Source organism: Litoreibacter meonggei (assembly GCF_003663885.1).
Taxonomy (GTDB): Bacteria; Pseudomonadota; Alphaproteobacteria; order Rhodobacterales; family Rhodobacteraceae; genus Litoreibacter; species Litoreibacter meonggei.
In genome coordinates, this window is sequence record NZ_RCCE01000002.1 from 230,265 (window position 1) to 248,921 (window position 18,657).

The window sequence follows — 18,657 nt, forward strand, 5'->3', positions numbered from 1 at the left end:
AACTTGGGGATCAAATCGGGAGTCGAGCGCTAAACACTCAACTTTGGCTCAAAACCTCAACCTGCGCGATGAAATCCTCGCCGCGTTTTTCGAAGCTGTCGTATTGGTCAAAACTGGCGGCGGCGGGGGCCAGCAGGACGGTGTCGCCTTTGACCGCATCGGCGGCGGCGCGGGCGACGGCGGTGGCCATGTCGGTGCAGACCTCGTGGGGCAGATCGCCCAGTTGCATGGCGAAACTCGCGGCCTCGCGACCGATCACATAGGCTTTGGTGACGCCGCCCAAGTGGGGCAGCAAGCCGCCCAAGCCGCCCTCTTTCTCCAGCCCGCCACATATCCAGCGGATGTTGGTGAACGCCTGCAACGCCTTGGCGGCGCTGTCGACATTGGTGGCCTTGCTGTCATTGACGAATTTCACCCCGTCCTTCTCGCCCACCAGTTGCGAGCGGTGCGGCAGGCCGCCGAAGCTGTGGAAGGCGGCCTCAATAACGCGAGGGGCAAGCCCGACCGTGCGGCAGGCGGCGTAGGCGGCGCAGGCGTTTTGGTGGTTGTGGGCGCCGGGCAAGCCGGGGACCGCGCGCAGGTCGATGGAGGCCATCTGCTTGCCCTTGCGCCATTCTGCGAGGAAGCCCTTCTTGGCGAAGACGTTCCAGCCGTCACCCGCCAGCTTGCGCCCGCTGGAGACGCGGATCACGCGGTCGTCGGTGGCACCTCCGGCCATCTGGTTGGCGAGGTATTGCCCCTCGTCCTCGTCCACGCCGATGATGCAGCGGTCGGGGCCGCCTTCGGAAAACAGGCGGCGTTTGGCGGCGAAATAGCCGCCCATGCCGTGGTGGCGGTCCAGATGATCGGGGCTGAGGTTGGTGAACACCGCGACGTCCGGCGTCAGGGATCGCGCAAGGTCGGTCTGGTAGCTGGAGAGTTCCAGCACCACGACTTCGCCGTCGATGGCGGGGTCCATGTCCAGCACTCCGCGCCCGATATTGCCCGCAAGTTGGGTGGGGCGTTGAGCGTGCTCAAGGATGTGGTGGATCAGGGCGGAGGTGGTGGATTTGCCGTTGGAGCCGGTGACGGCGACGATCTTCGGGATCCGCTCGAAATTATCCCACTCGGAGGTGGCGAAGGAGCGGAAGAATAGCGAGATGTCGTTGTCCACCGGCACGCCCGCGTCCCATGCGGCGCGCACGACTTTGTTGGGTTCGGGGTAAAGATGCGGGATGCCAGGAGAGACGATGAGCGTGGCCACGCCGTCAAACGCGCCTTGCTTGGAGAGGTCGCGGATGGTGAAGCCTTCCGCCGTCGCCGCGTCGCGGGCCTTCTCGTTATCGTCCCACGCGGCCACCTCTGCCCCGCCCTCGCGCAGGGCGCGTGCGGCGGACAGACCGGAGCGGCCAAGTCCCAGAACGGCGACGGTCGTGCCGGAGTATCCTTGAACGGGGATCATGCGGTAGCCCCTTGTAGGTTGTCGGTGTGATAATACGGGCCGTTAAAGGCCAGCTCCAGCGAGAAGGCGCAAGGCTGGTCAACGATGGCTTTCAGCCCTGCCGACAAATCCCCCAAAAGCGCGGTCATGAAATCCGCGTTGCGATGCGCCTTTGGCAGCATCGTGATGTTGACGATCACATGGGTGTGGTGGAAGTCGCTGATCTGGAAGGCGCGGGATTTGACCGCCCCTGCCCCGCTGTCATGGTTGGCAATCGTGGCCTCGATCAGGCCCATCATCGCCTGCGTATCAAGTGTCATGTCGGCGGAGTATTTGATCTCGGCATGGGGCATCGGGCTACCAGTCTATCTGTTGGCGGTCGCGGAAGAAGCCGCCTGTGGGGCCGGTGTCCGGTAAGGTGGCGAGCCAGATTGCGGTCTCTGCCCCCTCCTCCGGAGAGCGGGTCGCGCTGGCGCCGCCCATGCGGGTTTTCACCCAGCCGGGGCACATGGCGTTGACTTTAATGGTCGCGGGCAGGTCTTGTGCCGCGCGCAGCGTCAGGGCGTTGAGACCCGCCTTGGCGACAGCATAGGCCCCGCCACCGCCGAGCCCTTCGGCGAAACTGCCCCAGCCTGACGAGACGTTGACGATGCGCCCGTAGCCGCGAAGTTTCATGCCCGGCAGCGCGGTGCGGATCAGCTCGTAGGGGGCTTGCAGCATCACTTGCATGCTCCGCTCGAAATTGGTGCCATCATCGAACAACGGTACATCTTCGAGGATGCCCGCGTTGTTCACCAGCACGTCGACATGGCTGACCCATGGCCGCGCCTCGTTAATAGATGTCGGATCGGCGACGTCCAGGCGCTTGAACTCGACCCCCAGTTCCGCTGCTGCGGCTTGGCCGTGATCCGGATCGCGGGCGCCGATGATGACGCGCAGCCCCGCATCGCGCAGACCAGCGGCAATCGCCTTGCCGATGCCGCGGTTTCCGCCAGTGACGAGCGCGCGCTTCACCGGACTTTCAGGGTCGCGAGGCCGATCATCGCGAGGATCAGCGAGATGATCCAGAAGCGGATGACGATCTGCGGCTCGGCCCAGCCCTTCTTCTCGAAGTGGTGGTGGATCGGCGCCATCAGGAAGACCCGCTTGCCGGTTTTCTTGAAGTAGAGAACCTGAATGATAACCGAAAGGGTTTCGACCACGAAGAGGCCGCCGACGATGCCCATGACCAGCTCGTGCTTGGTCAGAACGGCGATGGTTCCAAGCGCGCCGCCCAAAGCGAGCGAGCCTGTGTCGCCCATGAACACAGCTGCGGGAGGCGCGTTGTACCAAAGAAAGCCGAGACCACCGCCGATGAGGCCCGCCATGAAGATCAGCAACTCGCCCGTTCCGGGGACATAGTGCAGGCCCAGATATTCGGTGAAGTCGACGCGGCCCACGGCATAGGCGATCACACCCAAAGTTGCGGCGGCGATCATCACCGGCATAATGGCGAGCCCGTCGAGGCCGTCGGTCAGGTTGACGGAATTGGCCGCCCCCACGATCACGAACATCGCGAAGGGGATGAACATGAAGCCTAGATTGACCAGCGTGTCCTTAAAGACAGGCAGCGCCAGTTGGTTAACCAGTGCGTCAGGATGCATGATCGTCGCGAAATAGCCCGCGATGCCTGCAATGATGAAGCCGATAATCAGGCGAATGCGGGCGGACAGCCCTGCATGGGAATTGGAGGTAACCTTGGCGTAGTCATCGACAAAACCGATTGCGCCGAAGCCGACAGTCACCGCGAGCACGATCCACACGAAGCCGTTGTCGAGCCGCGCCCAGAGCAGCGTCGAGAAGATCAACGCGCCGAGGATCAGCACCCCGCCCATGGTGGGGGTGCCTTGCTTGGTCAGAATGTGGCTTTCGGGGCCATCATCGCGGATCGGCTGGCCGTTGCGCTGCTTGCGTTTGAGCAGATTGATCAGGGGACGGCCAAACAGGAAGCCGAAAATCAGCGCTGTGAAGAACGCCCCGCCCGCACGAAAAGTGATGTAGCGAAATAGGTTAAAGAAATCGCCGCCATCTGAAAATGCGGTGAGCCAATACAACATGTAGCGGTGTCCCTCTTAGTTACCTGCTACGGATTGGCCCAAATTTGTGATGGCGTCAACGATCAGTGCCATTTTCATCGACAATGACCCCTTCGCCATGACCACATCGCCTGCTTTCACCAAGGCCAGCGGGCTGTCGGCCAGCTCGGCGCTGGTGGCGGCCCACAGACCCTGCTTCGAGGTCGGTAGCGCCTCGTAGAGGTGCTTCATCAGCGGGCCGATGCAATGAACCTGCTGGATTTCGGCCATAGCCGGGTGAGAAGCAAAGCCTGCGTGAAGCGCAGTCTCGGTCGGGCCGAGCTCTTTCATGTCGCCCAGAATGGCAACGCGACGTCCGGCTGGTGCGGGCGGCATAGCGGCGGCCAGCACGTCGAGCGCGGCCCCGACGGAGGCAGGGTTTGCGTTATAGGCGTCATCGAACAGGTCAATCCCCTGCTCGGGCATTTGCGCATCCAGATGGATGAAGCGGCGCTGACCGCGACCGGAGGGCGGTGCCCAATCCCCAAGGGCCACCGCCGCACGGCCCAAATCCGCGCCCGCAGCGGAAGCCGCCGCAAGACAGGCCAGCCCGTTCATCGCAAAATGCCGACCGGGAGCGCCAAGCTTGAACACCAATGCCTCGCCGTTATGGCTGGCGCGGCACACGGTGGAGGCATCGCCAGAGGTCGCCTCTAGAAGATGCCAGTCGGCGCTGTCGGTTTCGCCGAAGGTTTGGCGATTGGAGGGCGCAAGCGAGAGGAGCAGGCCGCTTGTGGGCAGGTCCGCGTTGATGATGGCGGTGCCGCCGTCTTCCAAGCCGTCGAAGATCGCGGCCTTCTCGCGGGCGATGTCTTCGACTGAGGCGAAGGCTTCAAGATGCGCGGGGGCGACGATGGTGATCACCGCCACATGCGGGCGGGCCATTTTGGCGAGCGGTGCGATTTCGCCCGCGTGGTTCATGCCGATTTCGATCACCGCGAAGTCGGTATCTTTCGGCATCCGCGCCAAGGTCAGCGGCACGCCCCAGTGGTTGTTGTAGCTTTTCTCGGCGGCGTGGATTTTGCCCTGCCCCGTTAACGCGGTGCGCAGCATTTCCTTGGTGGAGGTCTTGCCGACGGAGCCGGTGACGCCGATGACGCGGGCGGAGGTTCGCGCGCGGGCGGCGCGGCCAAGGGCTTCGAGACCCGTTAAGACATCGTCAACGACGAGCAGCGGCGCGTCCGCTGCCACGCCTTCAGGGATGCGGGAGACCAGCGCGCAGGCGGCCCCGCCCGCCAACGCCTGCGCCACGAAGTCATGCCCGTCGCGCACGTCTTTCAGGGCCACGAACATGTCACCGGCTTGCAGCGTGCGCGTGTCGATGGAGACACCGGTGGCTTCCCAACAGGTGGCGGATGTGCCGCCTGTTGCCGCGACGGCTTCGTCTGACGTCCAGAGTGTCATAGCTGCCCCTCCAACGCGGCAACGGCCACGCTTGCTTGTTCCACATCGTCAAATGGCAGCACGTCGTCGCCCACCGTTTGGCCCGTCTCGTGGCCTTTGCCGGCGATGAGCAGCGTGTCGCCGGGCCCGAGCGCGTCGACGCCGCGCAGGATCGCCTCGGCGCGGTCGCCCACTTCGGTGGCACTTGGGACGGCGCCCATGATGGCCGCGCGGATCGAGGCCGGATCTTCGGTGCGCGGGTTATCGTCGGTGACGAACACCACATCCGCGTTGTCGCGAGCGGCGGCCCCCATCAGCGGGCGCTTGCCTGTGTCGCGGTCACCGCCTGCGCCGAAGACCACCACCAAACGGCCCATGACATGCGGGCGCATCGCCTTGAGCGCGGTCGCAAGCGCGTCGGGTGTGTGGGCGTAATCGACGAAAACTGCGGCCCCGTTGGCGCGGGTCGCGGCCTTTTGCATACGGCCCCGCACGGTTGTTAGCATCGGCAGGGTTTGGAACACCTCGGCGGGTTTCGCCCCTGCCCCGATCGCCAAGCCAGCGGCGACCGTGACGTTGGAGGCTTGGAAGCCCCCGATCAGATCGAGGCGGGCTTGATGGACCTCGCCACCGAAGGAGAAGCGCAGGTCCTGACCGGTTGCATCGAAGCGTTGGCCAAGCAGTTGCAGATCGCAATTGTCGGACGCACCGACCCGCAACAAACGGTGGCCGCGTTCGTTTGCGATGGCGGCCATTTCCGCGCCTTTGGGATCGTCCATATTGATCACCGCCACGCCGTCCTGCGCCAGAACGCGGCGGAACAGGCCCGCTTTGGCGTTGAAATAGTCCTGAAAGGTGGCGTGGTAGTCGAGGTGATCTTGGGTGAAATTCGTAAACGCGGCGGCCACCAGATGCACACCGTCAAGGCGGCGCTGCTCCAGCCCGTGTGAAGATGCTTCCATCGCGGCGTGGGTGACGCCTTGGCCCGCCATTTCCGACAGCAGTTTGTGCAGTGTGATCGGTTCCGGCGTGGTGTGGGTCATGGGTGCTGTGAACACGCCTTCGACGCCTGCGGTGCCGAAATTGACCGCCTCCAGCCCCAGTTCCAGCCAGATTTGGCGGGTGAAACTGGCGACGGAGGTTTTTCCATTGGTGCCGGTCACGGCGACCATGGTGCCGGGTTGCGCGCCGAACCAAAGTGCTGCGGCATAGGCGAGCGCTTGGCGGGGGTCTTCTGTGACGATGAGGGCGGCGTTCGAGGCGGCGATCTCGTCCTCGGCGATCGAAGCGCCTTCGGGATCGGTCAGAATCGCGGCGGCGTCCATGCGCAAGGCGTATTGGATGAATTCCGCGCCGTGCATGTTGGAGCCGGGCAACGCCGCGAACAAATGGCCCGGCTTGACCAGACGACTGTCCACCGACAGGCCCGTCACCTCGACCTCGGCCCCACCTTGGGCTGTGAGCCCTAATTCATTCAGGCTTGCGCGTGTACGTGCCATTCTGCCCCCCGGGTTGTCGTCCCAGTATGGCCTTCGGGCTACTCGGACGCCGTGTTTACGACTTTGCTCAATTCACCGCGATCAAGCTCTGGCCGCAAGCCCAAAAGGGGTGCGGTACGCCGGATCATTTCAGCGGCGACTGGAACAGCGGTCCAACCCGCCGTGCGACGCGGCTTTTTGCCGGAGTTTTCAGAGGGCTCATCAAGGGTGACGATCAGCACATATTTCGGGTCGCTCATCGGGAAAGCGGAGGCGAATGTCGCGATGACCTTGTCCTTGTAATAGCCGCCTTTTGGCTTGGGCTTGTCCGCAGTGCCGGTTTTGCCGCCGACCTCATAGCCCGGAACGCGCGCAAACGAGGCGGTGCCGCGCTTCACGACTTCGCGCAGCATGGTGCGGGCTTGGGCCGAAGTGCGTTCGGAGATCACGCGCGGGCCTTTTTCGACAGTCTGCTGCTTGAGGAGCGTTGGCTTCACCAAGGTGCCACCGTTGACCATGGTCGAATATGCAGCGGCCAGATGCAGTGGGCTCGCAGCCATGCCGTGCCCGTAAGACACTGTCATCGTGTGAATATCTGCCCATTTCTTGGGCAGGAGGGGCTTCGCACCATTTGCCTCGACCAGTTCCACAGGAGTGGAGTCAAAGAAGCCCAGCGATTTCAGGAACTCTTTCTGACGCTTCGCACCAATGTCGAGGGCCATGCGTGCGGTGCCGATATTCGAGGACTTCACGATGATATCGGTGACGCTGAGTTGCGGGCCATAATTATGGAAGTCGCGGATGCGGAAGCGGCCCTTTTGCATCGGACCTTTGGTGTTGATCATGGTGTTCGGGTTCACCAAGCCTATATCCAGCGCCTGCGCTGCGGCGAAAATTTTGAAGGTGGAGCCAAGCTCATACACACCTTGCACCGCGCGATTGAACAGCGGGCTGTCGGACGGATCGCCCTTGATCAGGCCATTGGGGCGGGTGTTGGGGTCGAAGTCCGGCAGGGAAATCATCGAAATGACCTCGCCCGTGTGGACGTCCATCAGGATGCTTGTGGCGCCTTTGGCGTTCATCAACTTCATGCCGCCTTCCAGCACCTGACGCGACGCGGCCTGAATGGTCATGTCGAGCGACAGCCGCAGAGGCGCGCCATCCATGGCAGGGTCGCGCAGATAATTGTCGAACGCCTTTTCCACACCAGCGGTGCCGATAACTTCGGCGGAATGGACACCCTCTCGCCCGAAACTTGCACCTCCCAGCACGTGTGCTGCGAGTTTGCCGTTGGGATAGAGACGCATCTCGCGCGGGCCAAACAACAAGCCGGGGTCGCCGATATCGTGTACGGCCTGCATCTGTTCCGGGCTGAGTTTCTTCTTGATCCACAGGAACTTGCGGCTGCCGCTGAAATCCTTGTTCAACCGCTCCAAATTCAAATCGGGGAAAATCGCGACCAGCTCTTTGGCGGCGCGTTCCGGCTCGATCATCAGATGCGGCTGCGCGTAGAGCGAATTGGTGATCAGGTTGGTCGCCAGAACGCGGCCATTTCTGTCCACGATATCAGAGCGTTGCGCGACGATGTTCGCGCCCGAAGTTGAGGCGCGTGGCTCCGCCGCCTCAGTCGAGGCCAGCACCGTCATCCGAGCGCCAATCATCAAAAAGGCGAGGACGAAAAAGACGCCAGTGAACAGCAAACGGCTTTCGGCGCGCTGGCGCATCTTGTCGCGCATTTCCTCGTGCCGCAGGCGAATGTTCTCACGCTCGATGCGGTCGGGGTTTTCGCCCTTCTGTCTTGCTTGCAGAATTCGCGCCAAAGGGCGCAGCGGGGTGCGGATCATGGGTATTGTTCTCCGTCCTCGGCAAGATAGTTGCCGCGCACATCGACGGCGCCGTTGATCTCGTTGATGTCCAATTCCACCTCGGGTGCGGGGAAAGTGACTTGCGCCACATCGCCGAACTGGTCGGGGGTGATTGGTAGAAGTTCCAGGTCAGGGAAGTTCAGGTCTGCCAGATCGCGCAGGCGTTCGGGGCGGTTCAGGTAGGCCCATTCGGCGGCCAGCACCGAGAGCGTTTCGCGCGAGGAGCCGATTTCGCGTTGCAGGCCGGAAGCCGTTCGCAGCGCGTCCTGCGTTTCGTAGTTTTCGTAATAGGCCCAATAGCCAAGGCCCATGACCGCGAGGGCCGATACGGTGTAAAAAAGTCCACGCATTACAATAGCTCCTGTCCTGTCAGTTTGGGCAGGCCCAGACCCGCCCTCCCCTTATTTGCTGCGGGGGCGTCGGTGCGCCGCCCTACTCTTAGTTTGGCCGAGCGCGAGCGCGGGTTGCGCGCCAGCTCGTCCTTGTCCGCAGTCACCGCTTTGCGGGTGATCAACTCGAATGTCGGAGCGTCAAATTGCTGCTCTGGCGCGTAACGCGAGCCGCCACTGGTTTTGCCAGCGCGGGCTTGGAGGTATTTTTTGACGATGCGGTCTTCGAGCGAATGGAAGGTCACCACTGCCAACTCTCCGCCGGGTTTCAAGGCACGCTCAGCGGCTTCCAAGCCGCTGATAAGTTGACCGAATTCATCGTTCACCGCGATGCGCAGCGCTTGGAAGCTACGGGTCGCGGGGTGGCTTTTGCTTGGGTTGCCTTTGGGCAAGACGCCCTCAATCACCTCCACCAGTTTGGCTGTTGTGGTGATCGGGCGGGCAGCGATGATCGCCTTGGCGATGCGGCGCGACGCGCGTTCTTCGCCGTATTGGAACAGGATGTCGGCTAGCAGCGCTTCGGAGCCTTCGTTGACCAGATCGGCGGCGCTGAGGCCGTCTTGGCCCATGCGCATGTCCAGCGGCCCGTCGCGCAGGAAAGAGAAGCCGCGTTCCGCCTGATCGAGCTGCATGGAGGAGACGCCAAGGTCCAGCACCACGCCATCGACCAACTCGCCTGCGAGGGTGTCGAGTTCGGAGAAGGTGCCGCGCTTGAGGATGAGGTCGGGGTAGTTGCCAGCCCAGTCGGCGGCCATCTCGAAGACCAAAGGATCGCGGTCGATGGCGATAACCTTCACGCCCTTGTCGAGGAATGCTTTCGTGTAGCCGCCCGCGCCAAAGGTGCCGTCGACCCACACGCCTTGTAGCGTCACATTATCAAGGATTGCGTCGATGAGGACCGGCAGGTGCGGCGCATCAGGGTTGGTCTCACGCGGCACTTTTGCAGACATGGGCCTACTCCGCTGTGGATGGCTCTGGAGCCATCTCCAACAATTCTAGAGGGTCAAAGTCGTCGCCCTGCTCGTCGAGCCAGTCTTCGATGTCGGAGTTACGCGCCTCAAACGCGTCAGGTGCCCAGATCTGGAATGTATCGCCCATCGCGACGAACTTCGCTTCGCCCTTAAGGCCGATTTTCTCACGCAGCTTCGCGGGCAACACAAGGCGGCCTGTGTCGTCGGTTTGCGTAGGCAGGGATTGAGCGTTGAACAGATGCTCCAGCGCGCGACGGGGCTTGGAGCCACGTGGCAGGCGAGCGATCTTCTCGTCGACTTCTTTGATGGCCTCTTGCGTGTAGGCCTCAAGATAATTTTGGGATTTGCCACCATATACGATGACGACGTTGGGGCTTAGACCTTCGGTCCAGTCGGGGTCGGAGGCTTCCAGAACACGGCGAAACAGGGCCGGGATAGACACCCTGCCCTTGCTGTCCACCTTGTGGACGCCTTCACCTCTGAACCGTTGTGCCACTGTCCGCGCCACCCTTTCTCAAACTCGGACCCTTAAACGGAAAACGGCAAGTTGATCTGCTGCCACTGATCAACCTGCCGCCCTCGTTCCCGTCTAGGGAGATGTTTGACCCGCGCCACCTGGGGGGATGTCTGCTCGCGCAGGGTCAAACGTAGTTAGATAAAGTCGGTGCCTGTATGAAACCTTATGGTCGCCTTGGGGTTCTTAGTTGCCCCTTGTTTTTAGTTGCCGTCTTTACCGTGAGAACTTTGTGCCATGGGACCATATGGTAATCAATGGGTTTTTACGGGAACAAATGGGATTGTGGCTTTACGCAACCCACACAATCAGTAGATTTTCTCAAAATTTTAGCCTCACTGGTGAGTGGGTCGATCAAAACCACTAGATGTAGTGCTCAAATTTTTGGAAACTTTTTCCCACAATTTCCCATGAATTCGCGATTTTTAGGCAGATTCCCACACGCATCCCATGAAATCCCATCCGAATCATCGTCTTTTGAGCCGATTTTGATTCGCAAAGCAAGTTATCCACAGGCGATACGCGAAAACCCGCGCGATATTGCCATCGCGCGGGTCTGTGGGGCTTCAAAGCGGGCTGCTTAGGTCTTCAGCACCAGATGCGGCACGCCATCGGACCGTTTGCCGGTGCTTACTCCGTGAGGGTCGACCGTCGCGTTGATCCGTTGCCGGAACGACGAGAAGCTGTCGAACGTCACCACATCTACCGCCTCGTCCAGATGCAGGGTCATGCGGTAGCGCCCGCCCGTCACGGCAGACAGCGACAGGATGCGCCCCGAACAGGGTTGGTCCAGGTAACGCCCGCGCACGAAGTCGCCCACAGCCCAAGGCGGGCGGTGGTTGGAGAGCGCGGAGGCACGGGCTTGGAGGGTGTTCCAGTCGCGCAATCCCATTTGCTGGGCCAAAAGCTCCAACGACTGGGAGTGAGAAACTGGGGTATTTAGAACAGCCATCTGCGTTCGTAAGCGCTTGGCTTGGGCCTTTAGGTCTTCGACCGAGGGCAATGGGTCAGGAGTGGTCATATAATCACCTTATACAAGATGACGCGGTTTCGGTTTGATGGAGCCCGCATTGCCATCACCCTGCGCGTCAATTGCAGATGTGATCTTGGTCGGTACAGGATTTCACCAAAGGCCAAGCCTTGCGGGCGGCGGGCATCCTGCTGCCCTGCCGCCTCCTACACCGCCCTGCCGGCTTAGGTCAAGCCATGCCGCCTTTAACCAACCCCTCGGCCAGCTTGGCGTAGGCTTGCGCGACGGGACCGTCACCTGCTGCGATGGGTGTGCCGCTGTCGCCGGACAGGCGCACATCTATATCAAGGGGGATTTCACCAAGGAACGGCAGGCCCATCTTCTCGGCCTCTGATTTCACACCGCCATGACCGAAAATATGCGCCTCGGTCCCGCAGGTGGGACATATATACATAGACATGTTTTCCACGAGGCCCAGCACAGGGGTCTTGAGCGTGTTGAACATATCAATCGCCTTCTTCGCATCGAGCAGCGCCACGTCCTGCGGGGTGGAGACCACGATAGCGCCGGTAAGTTCCGACTTGGTGCAGAGCGTCAGTTGCACGTCGCCGGTGCCGGGTGGCAGGTCGACGATGAGCACGTCCAGCTCGCCCCACTCCACTTGGCCAAGCATCTGCTGCAACGCGCCCATCAACATGGGGCCGCGCCAGACGATGGCCTTGTCGGGGTCCATCATCAAACCGATGGACATCATGGTGACCCCGTGCGCCTTCAGCGGGATGATTGTTTTGCCGTCGGGGGAAGCAGGGCGTTTGCTGACCCCCATCATGCGTGGCTGGGAGGGGCCGTATATATCGGCATCCAGCAGGCCCACTTTGCGGCCCTGTTTGGCCAGCGCCACGGCAAGGTTTGACGACAGGGTGGATTTGCCCACGCCGCCCTTGCCCGATGCAATCGCCAATATGCGCGCCACGCCCTTAGGTTTGGTCGGGCCGGCTTGGGGTTCGGGGTGTTTGCCGACTTTCAGCGAGGGTGGCTTTTTGTCAGAATGGGCCGTCAGCAACACGGACGCGTTTTTGACGCCGTCCATACGCTCTACGATCTGCTGGGCGGCGGCCCGCAAGGGTTCCAAGTGTTTGGCCACCTCTGGGGCGGCTTCGATCACGAAGCGCACGGTACCGTTGTCGACTGCCAAGGCACGGATCATGTCTTTGGCGACGACGTCTTCGCCATCCGGAAGTTTCAACACACGGAGGGCGTCAAGGATCGAGTCGCGGGTCAAGGTCATAGGGCATCCTGTCTTCGGTCAGATTTCGTCTGTGCTTAAGTGAGCGTCCGCGCCGCCAAGGGCAACCCCGCAAGCTAACTCGCCGCAATCGTTTTCGATCTGCACACTCTCTGAGCAATTCACCAACTCTGGTGGTGGCGCAAATTTCGCATCACGAAAATGTCATAATTTGACTGACGTAAGGTAACAAAAACAAAGTGTTAAGCCATGCATTTGCTGCATAGCAGCATTGTAAATCTATCTATTGTTGCGGCGCAGCATTTCCCTAAATTGAAGGCAACAGAGACAAGGGCGTCAGATCGCTGACAGAGAAGCCCTAGACTGAAAGGTAAATGAAATGGCTTACACAACGAGCATCCGCACCGCACCGACCCTGATTGAGCGTCTGGTTGCATTCAAGAACGACTTGGCTGAGCGCCACGCGAAAAACCGCTTGTACCGCGAAACCTTGGACGAGCTGCAAGCCTTGTCCAGCCGTGAACTGGCTGACCTGGGCATGAGCCGCGCCAACTTGAAGTCGATCGCACATGAGGCGGCATACGGAAAATAAGTTTGCGTTCCCGGCTTTCCTCCTCCCTTAGGCCGGGTTCGCTTTAGTGGCGGCACCTTCCTCCTCCCTTAGGTGCCGCTACTAACCAGATCGGAGCAACTTCACCTCCTCCCGAGGTTGCCCGAAATACGGCGATGATCTTCCTCCTCCCTGATCGGAGCCGCACATAAGAACGGTGATGCACCTCCTCCCGCATCACCGTTTTTTTGTGTCTACATGTCAGGTAAAATTAGGCTCGGTCGTCCTTGGGAGACCCCATCACGACGTATGAGGTAATTGCATGCACCGCCTCTAGAGCGCCCAATATATCTGTGTGGAAAATTTTATACGCAGCGAGGTCGGCGCATTCGACACGCAGAAGATATTCAATTGTTCCCGTGATGTTGTGACACTCCCGCACCTCGGGACTGCGCGAAATCGACCGTTCGAACGCTTCCTGCGATGCCTTTGAGTGATCCGACAGCCCGACCCCCACATAGGCCACGAAGCCCGCACCGAGCTGCGTGCGATCCAGAACCGCCCGATAGCCTTTGATCACTCCGCGTCGCTCTAGATCTTGAACGCGGCGCAGGCAGGCCGACGGTGACAACCCCGCCCGTTCCGCCAATTCAAGATTGCTGATCCGACCGTCGCGGCTCAGCTCTTGCAATATTTTGTCACTGATGGCGTCCAAGGTGATCATAAGTTGCAAAACTAGATGAAACGCGCCGCATTACGCAACTTCAAATCACAGCTTAGCGCATAATCTGGGTGGCATGACTTATGACATACTCAGCGCCCTGATCCTCTTCGCCTTTGTCTCCTCCATCACGCCGGGACCAAACAACCTGATGCTGATGGCCTCGGGCGCGAATTTCGGCTTTCGCCGAAGCATCCCGCATATGTTGGGGATATCTATCGGATTCATCCTCATGGTGTTTCTGGTCGGCGTTGGGCTGGTGCAGGTGTTTGATTCATATCCGATGAGTCATCTGATCCTGAAAGTGGCCTCTGCTGCCTATATGTCCTGGCTTGCGTGGAAGATCGCCAATGCCGCGCCGCCGAAAAAGGGGGAGGTTGGCGGAACTCCGATGACGTTTTTCCAAGCTGCTGCATTTCAATGGGTGAACCCCAAAGCATGGGCCATGGCGCTGACGGCCATCACTCTCTACGCGCCAGACCGTTCAATATACGCGGTCGCACTTGTGGCACTCATCTTCGGCGCGGTGAACGGTCCGTCAGTTTCTACGTGGACTATTATGGGGCAACAGATGCGACGTCTCTTGACCAACCCCGCTCGTCTACGCATGTTCAACATCGCAATGGCGGGTTTGCTCGTTGCGTCGCTTTACCCGCTTTTGGCGGACTAAATTTAGGGGCCGAGGATGCACACCTATCTTGATCTAGACAAGTTTCCCTTGGATCGCCCCGATGACCCCGCCTACGCGGACCTTGTTGCGCGCTGCAAATCTGAAATATCGAAGGGCGGAATGTTCAATTTAGACGCGTTCTTGCGTCCTGAATACGCGCTGGCAGAAGCGAAGACCCATACGCCAAAGATGGACACTGAGAGTTTCAATCACAAGCGCGCACATAACGTGTACTTCACGAAATCCGTTCCGGGTCTTTCTGACGACCACCCAGCCTTGAAACTGTTCGAGACGTCGAACAATACGCTCTGCAACGATCAGCTTTCGGGATCTGTGGTTGAAAAAATCTATACATGGGCACCACTCCGGCGTTTTCTGGCGGAGGTGATGAACAAACCAGCCCTGTATCCGATGGACGACCCTTTGGCCGCGTTCAATGTGATGCGTTATGAGGAGGGTCAGGCGCTGAACTGGCACTTCGACCGATCCGAATTTACCGTCACATTGCTGCTACAAGCCCCCAAGGAAGGCGGCCTGTTCGAGTACCGCACAGATCTGCGCACCATGGATGATCCGAATTATGACGGCGTGGCGCAGCTTCTGGCTGGAAAAGACCCGCAAATGCAGCAGATGAATGTCGTGCCCGGAACGCTCAACGTGTTTCGTGGCGTGAACACCCCCCACCGCGTGACGCCCGTGAAGGGCGATCGCGCCCGCATGATTGCGGTACTGACATATTATGAAACGCCCGGTGCGCGCTTTACGGAAACAGAGCAGCTTGGGTTTTACGGCCGGACCGCTTGAGGTGTTCTAGAACGGAACATCCCCTGCACTATCAGCTGACACGAGGAACTTGCCGACCACTTTCTTGTCGCCCGCCTTGTCGAAGGACACGTCCAGCTTGTCGCCTTCTACGGCCATGATCTCGCCATAGCCGAACTTCTGATGGAACACCCGCTCGCCCACGGTGAAGGACGACACGGCTTGCGCGTCTATCACCATGTTTTTGCTTTCGCGAGGCTGTGACATGCCGCGACTAGCCTGCCGCTCTTGCAAGCGTCGCCAGCCGGGGGAGTTGTAGACATTGGCCTTGGCCGCCGCCTCGTGCAGATCACTGCCACCAAGCGCGTCCATCATATCGCCAACAGTGCTTGCCTGATGGCCATAAAGTCCAGGTGGCGTCAAAATCTCGACATGGCGTTCGGGCAGCTCATCGACGAAGCGGGACGGCAAAGCACTTTGCCATTGGCCGTAAACGCGGCGGTTGCCTGCGAAGGAAATCGTGCACAACTCCTCGGCGCGGGTGATGCCGACATAAGCAAGGCGACGTTCCTCCTCCAAGCCCTTGAGGCCGGATTCGTCCATGGAGCGTTGTGACGGGAACAGCCCGTCTTCCCAACCCGGCAGGAACACGGCAGGAAATTCCAAGCCTTTGGCCGCATGCAGGGTCATGATCGAGACCTTTTCGGTCGCGTCTTCGCTGTCATTGTCCATGACCAGCGCGATGTGTTCCAAGAAGCCTTGCAGGTTCTCGAACTGCTCCAGCGCCTTGACCAGTTCCTTGAGGTTGTCGAGGCGACCGGGGGCTTCGGGGGTTTTGTCGTTTTGCCACATCTCGGTGTAGCCGGATTCCTCCAGCGCCATTTCGGCGATCTCGATATGGGACATGTCCCCGATACGCGCGGCTGCGCCCCAACGGTCCAGCCCGTCGACCAGCTTGGCCAGTTCCACCGCGCCTTTGCCGCCGAGGCCTTTGGCCTCCAACAGCAGACGTGCGCCGTCGAGCAAGGACACACCATTGCTGCGCGCCATGACTTGGATTTTCTGCACGGCTTTGTCGCCAAGTCCGCGTTTGGGGGTGTTCACAATCCGCTCGAACGCGAGGTCGTCGGCGGGGCTGGTGATCAGACGGAAATAGGCCATGGCATCGCGGATTTCCAAACGCTCGTAGAAGCGTGGTCCACCGATGACGCGGTACGGCACGCCGATGGTCAGAAACCGGTCCTCGAAGCTGCGCATCTGGTGAGAGGCGCGCACGAGGATGGCCATTTGGTTAAGACCGATGGGCTTCATCCCGCGGGTGCCGCTTTGCATGGCCTCGATCTCGTCGCCGATCCAGCGGGCCTCTTCCTCGCCGTCCCAATGGCCGATCAGACGGACCTTTTCGCCGCCTTTGGCTTCGGTAAATAGCGTCTTACCCAAACGGCCTTTGTTGCCGGCGATGATACCGGAGGCCGCCCCCAGAATATGCTCCGTCGAGCGGTAGTTTTGTTCGAGTTTGACAATTTTCGCGCCCTCGAAGTCCTTCTCGAAGCGTAAAATGTTGCCCACCTCGGCCCCACGCCAGCCGTAAATCGACTGGTCGTCGTCGCCCACACAGCAGATATTCTTGTGCGAAGCGGCCAGCAAGCGCAGCCACATGTATTGGGCGACATTGGTATCCTGATACTCGTCCACCAGAATGTAGCGGAACCAGCGTTGGTATTGATCAAGCACATCAGGGTGCTTTTGGAAGATCGTCACCATGTGCAACAACAAGTCGCCGAAATCGCAGGCGTTCAGGGTGCGCAGACGCTCCTGATACTGAGCATAGATCTTGCCACCCAGATTGTTGTAGGCCCCTGCCTCCGATGCGGGCAAAGCATCCGGTGTCCACGCGCGGTTTTTCCAGCTGTCGATCAGCCCTGCCAGCATCCGTGCGGGCCAGCGTTTGTCATCGACACCCTCGGCCACGATCAACTGCTTGAGCAATCTGATTTGGTCGTCGGTATCGAGGATGGTGAAGTTCGACTTCAATCCAACCAGTTCGGCATGCCGGCGCAGTTGCTTCACGCAGATCGAGTGGAAGGTGCCAAGCCATGGCACGCCCTCCACCGCCTCGCCCAGTAATGCGCCAACGCGGTTCTTCATCTCCCGCGCGGCTTTGTTGGTGAAGGTCACCGCCAGCACTTCGTTGGGCCGCGCACGGCCTGTTGTCAGCAGATGAGCAATGCGCGCGGTCAGGGCCTTGGTTTTGCCCGTGCCAGCACCCGCGAGCATCAGGACGGGGCCGTCCAGCGTCTCGACCGCTTCGCGTTGCGCGGGGTTCAACCCATCCAGATACGGAGCCGCGCGCGCGCCCATCGCAGCCCCCATGGCGCGTTGGGACAGGGGCAAGCTGGCGGCCTCGAAGGCATCTTCGTCGTTAAAACTGCTCATGGCGCGCAAGATAGCGCGAACCTATCTGTAGGGAAAGAGGTGTTCTTATTTCGTTCTGCGTTTTGTTGATTGCCCTCAGGACGGCCTACGCCGCTTCGGGCTTAAAATCCAGCGACGCCCCGTTAATGCAGTGTAGCATGGCGCCGTCGATGATGAGCAAATGCCCCAGATGGCTGCCACAGCGACGGCAATGTACTTCGGTGAACGCCGCATCCTCGGCCATCGCCCCGTATTCGGGCACTGGTCCATCAATGGCGGTAAGCACTGAATCCGATTGCGCGTGCTCGAAGAATACCCAGCCCTTGTCTAAAACCACCTTGAAGCTTGCGTCATAGTTGTGCAGATCGCAGCCTTTGCAATGATATGTGCCAACGCGGGTTTCTTCCCAAAGCGGGCTGGATTTGCGCGCTTCGGTGAAGCCTTCGCGCATGATGGCGTAGCTCTGCTCCCCCAGCTGGGTATACCATTCGTCGATGGTGCGTACGACTTCGTACTGGAAATCCGACGCGCTACCAGCTGCGACGCTGGCCGATGCGGGTGAGCTTACTACGGTGAGTGCCGCGGCACCGGTACTGGCGAAAAATCCGCGGCGAGTGAGGTCATGGGCTGCGTTTTGTGTCATGGGAAAGCCTTTCGGGTTTATCAGCGGTACACGCGCCTTTTGGTGGTCGATGTCGAAAAAACGGGCGAGCCACGTTTCCACGGCCCGCCCGGAAAGCTCATCGCGTGATGCGGGTTTAGTTTCCGGCGGACGATTCAATTTCGGCGGACATTTCTGCCGCACTGTTGCTGTCGCCGAACAGCTGGATGTTCTTCAGAATCCGTTGGCGAGAAACAGTGTCGGAGTCGAAGAATGTCTGGCGTTCAGCAGCGCTCATATTGCCAAGAGCCAAACGCACACGGGCGGCTGTCGTGTCACCCATGGAGGTTTCGCGGACGATGGTTTCGGCAGCTGAGGCGTTGCTCATTGCGAACAGTTCTGCGGCCGAGGTATCGGCAAAGGACGGGGCTGCAAAGGCCAGTGTCGCGGCGGCGGTTGTGAGAAAGAGTTTCATGATCGTTATCTCCGAATTATGCAGGGTTTGGCCCAGACCCGGTCTGGACATCTGCGGAGCCTCAGGTAATCGTCATTTCAGTCCGCTAGAGCTCCACCCTTCAAATCCTAAGC

At 60.2% G+C, this 18,657-nt stretch carries 19 protein-coding genes; 3 read left to right on the top strand and 16 right to left on the bottom strand.

Annotation, left to right across the window (positions count from 1 at the left end; translation table 11 throughout):
- Window positions 1-37: 37 nt before the first annotated feature.
- From murD to BCF46_RS05980, 12 genes are all read right to left on the bottom strand, one after another.
- Window positions 38-1,441 (bottom strand): UDP-N-acetylmuramoyl-L-alanine--D-glutamate ligase, encoded by a 1,404-nt coding sequence (gene murD, locus BCF46_RS05925; RefSeq protein ID WP_121022720.1) that lies wholly within the window; start codon window positions 1,439-1,441, stop codon window positions 38-40.
- Complete coding sequence (locus tag BCF46_RS05930) at window positions 1,438-1,773, bottom strand: hypothetical protein (RefSeq protein WP_121022722.1); 336 nt, start codon at window positions 1,771-1,773, stop codon at window positions 1,438-1,440. Before BCF46_RS05930 ends, murD begins: the two co-directional genes overlap by 4 nt.
- A 4-nt stretch (window positions 1,774-1,777) precedes the next feature.
- Window positions 1,778-2,434, bottom strand: coding sequence for an SDR family NAD(P)-dependent oxidoreductase (locus tag BCF46_RS05935; RefSeq protein ID WP_121022724.1), 657 nt, complete (start codon window positions 2,432-2,434; stop codon window positions 1,778-1,780).
- Window positions 2,431-3,516 carry a phospho-N-acetylmuramoyl-pentapeptide-transferase gene (mraY, locus tag BCF46_RS05940; protein WP_121022726.1) on the bottom strand — a complete coding sequence of 362 codons (1,086 nt, stop codon included), beginning with the start codon at window positions 3,514-3,516 and terminating at the stop codon, window positions 2,431-2,433. The genes BCF46_RS05935 and mraY overlap by 4 nt, the downstream gene beginning before the upstream one ends.
- A 15-nt stretch (window positions 3,517-3,531) precedes the next feature.
- Window positions 3,532-4,938, bottom strand: a complete 1,407-nt coding sequence (locus tag BCF46_RS05945) for a UDP-N-acetylmuramoyl-tripeptide--D-alanyl-D-alanine ligase (RefSeq protein ID WP_121022728.1) — start codon at window positions 4,936-4,938, stop codon at window positions 3,532-3,534.
- Complete coding sequence (locus BCF46_RS05950; RefSeq protein ID WP_121022730.1) at window positions 4,935-6,416, bottom strand: UDP-N-acetylmuramoyl-L-alanyl-D-glutamate--2,6-diaminopimelate ligase; 1,482 nt, start codon at window positions 6,414-6,416, stop codon at window positions 4,935-4,937. The genes BCF46_RS05945 and BCF46_RS05950 overlap by 4 nt, the downstream gene beginning before the upstream one ends.
- Window positions 6,417-6,454: 38 nt before the next feature.
- Window positions 6,455-8,239 carry a peptidoglycan D,D-transpeptidase FtsI family protein gene (locus BCF46_RS05955; RefSeq protein WP_121022732.1) on the bottom strand — a complete coding sequence of 595 codons (1,785 nt, stop codon included), beginning with the start codon at window positions 8,237-8,239 and terminating at the stop codon, window positions 6,455-6,457.
- Window positions 8,236-8,610, bottom strand: coding sequence for a cell division protein FtsL (gene ftsL / locus BCF46_RS05960; protein ID WP_073146243.1), 375 nt, complete (start codon window positions 8,608-8,610; stop codon window positions 8,236-8,238). The genes BCF46_RS05955 and ftsL overlap by 4 nt, the downstream gene beginning before the upstream one ends.
- Entirely contained in the window at window positions 8,610-9,599 is a 990-nt protein-coding gene (rsmH, locus tag BCF46_RS05965; protein ID WP_121022734.1) for a 16S rRNA (cytosine(1402)-N(4))-methyltransferase RsmH, read from the bottom strand. Before rsmH ends, ftsL begins: the two co-directional genes overlap by 1 nt.
- 4 nt (window positions 9,600-9,603) lie before the next feature.
- Window positions 9,604-10,116, bottom strand: coding sequence for a division/cell wall cluster transcriptional repressor MraZ (mraZ, locus tag BCF46_RS05970; RefSeq protein WP_121023270.1), 513 nt, complete (start codon window positions 10,114-10,116; stop codon window positions 9,604-9,606).
- Between the two features lie 598 nt (window positions 10,117-10,714).
- Entirely contained in the window at window positions 10,715-11,155 is a 441-nt protein-coding gene (locus BCF46_RS05975; RefSeq protein ID WP_121022736.1) for a glyoxalase superfamily protein, read from the bottom strand.
- A 178-nt stretch (window positions 11,156-11,333) separates the two neighbouring features.
- Window positions 11,334-12,392 carry an Mrp/NBP35 family ATP-binding protein gene (locus BCF46_RS05980; protein ID WP_121022738.1) on the bottom strand — a complete coding sequence of 353 codons (1,059 nt, stop codon included), beginning with the start codon at window positions 12,390-12,392 and terminating at the stop codon, window positions 11,334-11,336.
- Between the two features lie 337 nt (window positions 12,393-12,729).
- On the opposite strand from BCF46_RS05980, the gene BCF46_RS05985 reads away from it, so the two are divergent.
- On the top strand, window positions 12,730-12,942 hold the full coding sequence (locus BCF46_RS05985) for a DUF1127 domain-containing protein (RefSeq protein ID WP_121022740.1): 213 nt from the start codon (window positions 12,730-12,732) through the stop codon (window positions 12,940-12,942).
- 229 nt (window positions 12,943-13,171) lie between these two features.
- Here the strand turns inward: BCF46_RS05985 and BCF46_RS05990 are convergent, their stop codons facing one another.
- Window positions 13,172-13,624 (bottom strand): Lrp/AsnC family transcriptional regulator, encoded by a 453-nt coding sequence (locus tag BCF46_RS05990; RefSeq protein ID WP_121022742.1) that lies wholly within the window; start codon window positions 13,622-13,624, stop codon window positions 13,172-13,174.
- 73 nt (window positions 13,625-13,697) lie between these two features.
- Between BCF46_RS05990 and BCF46_RS05995 the strand changes: the two genes are divergently transcribed.
- Window positions 13,698-14,291 (top strand): LysE family translocator, encoded by a 594-nt coding sequence (locus BCF46_RS05995; RefSeq protein ID WP_121022744.1) that lies wholly within the window; start codon window positions 13,698-13,700, stop codon window positions 14,289-14,291.
- 15 nt (window positions 14,292-14,306) lie between these two features.
- Window positions 14,307-15,095, top strand: a complete 789-nt coding sequence (locus tag BCF46_RS06000) for a HalD/BesD family halogenase (protein ID WP_121022746.1) — start codon at window positions 14,307-14,309, stop codon at window positions 15,093-15,095.
- A gap of 6 nt (window positions 15,096-15,101) precedes the next feature.
- Here BCF46_RS06000 and BCF46_RS06005 read toward each other — a convergent pair whose 3' ends face one another.
- From BCF46_RS06005 to BCF46_RS06015, 3 genes are all read right to left on the bottom strand, one after another.
- A complete protein-coding gene (locus BCF46_RS06005) occupies window positions 15,102-17,489 on the bottom strand; it encodes an ATP-dependent helicase (RefSeq protein WP_121022748.1) in 2,388 nt (795 codons plus the stop codon).
- 85 nt (window positions 17,490-17,574) lie between these two features.
- Entirely contained in the window at window positions 17,575-18,111 is a 537-nt protein-coding gene (locus BCF46_RS06010; RefSeq protein ID WP_147435960.1) for a peptide-methionine (R)-S-oxide reductase, read from the bottom strand.
- Window positions 18,112-18,226: 115 nt separating this feature from the next.
- On the bottom strand, window positions 18,227-18,544 hold the full coding sequence (locus BCF46_RS06015) for a hypothetical protein (protein WP_121022752.1): 318 nt from the start codon (window positions 18,542-18,544) through the stop codon (window positions 18,227-18,229).
- Between the last annotated feature and the right edge of the window lie 113 nt (window positions 18,545-18,657).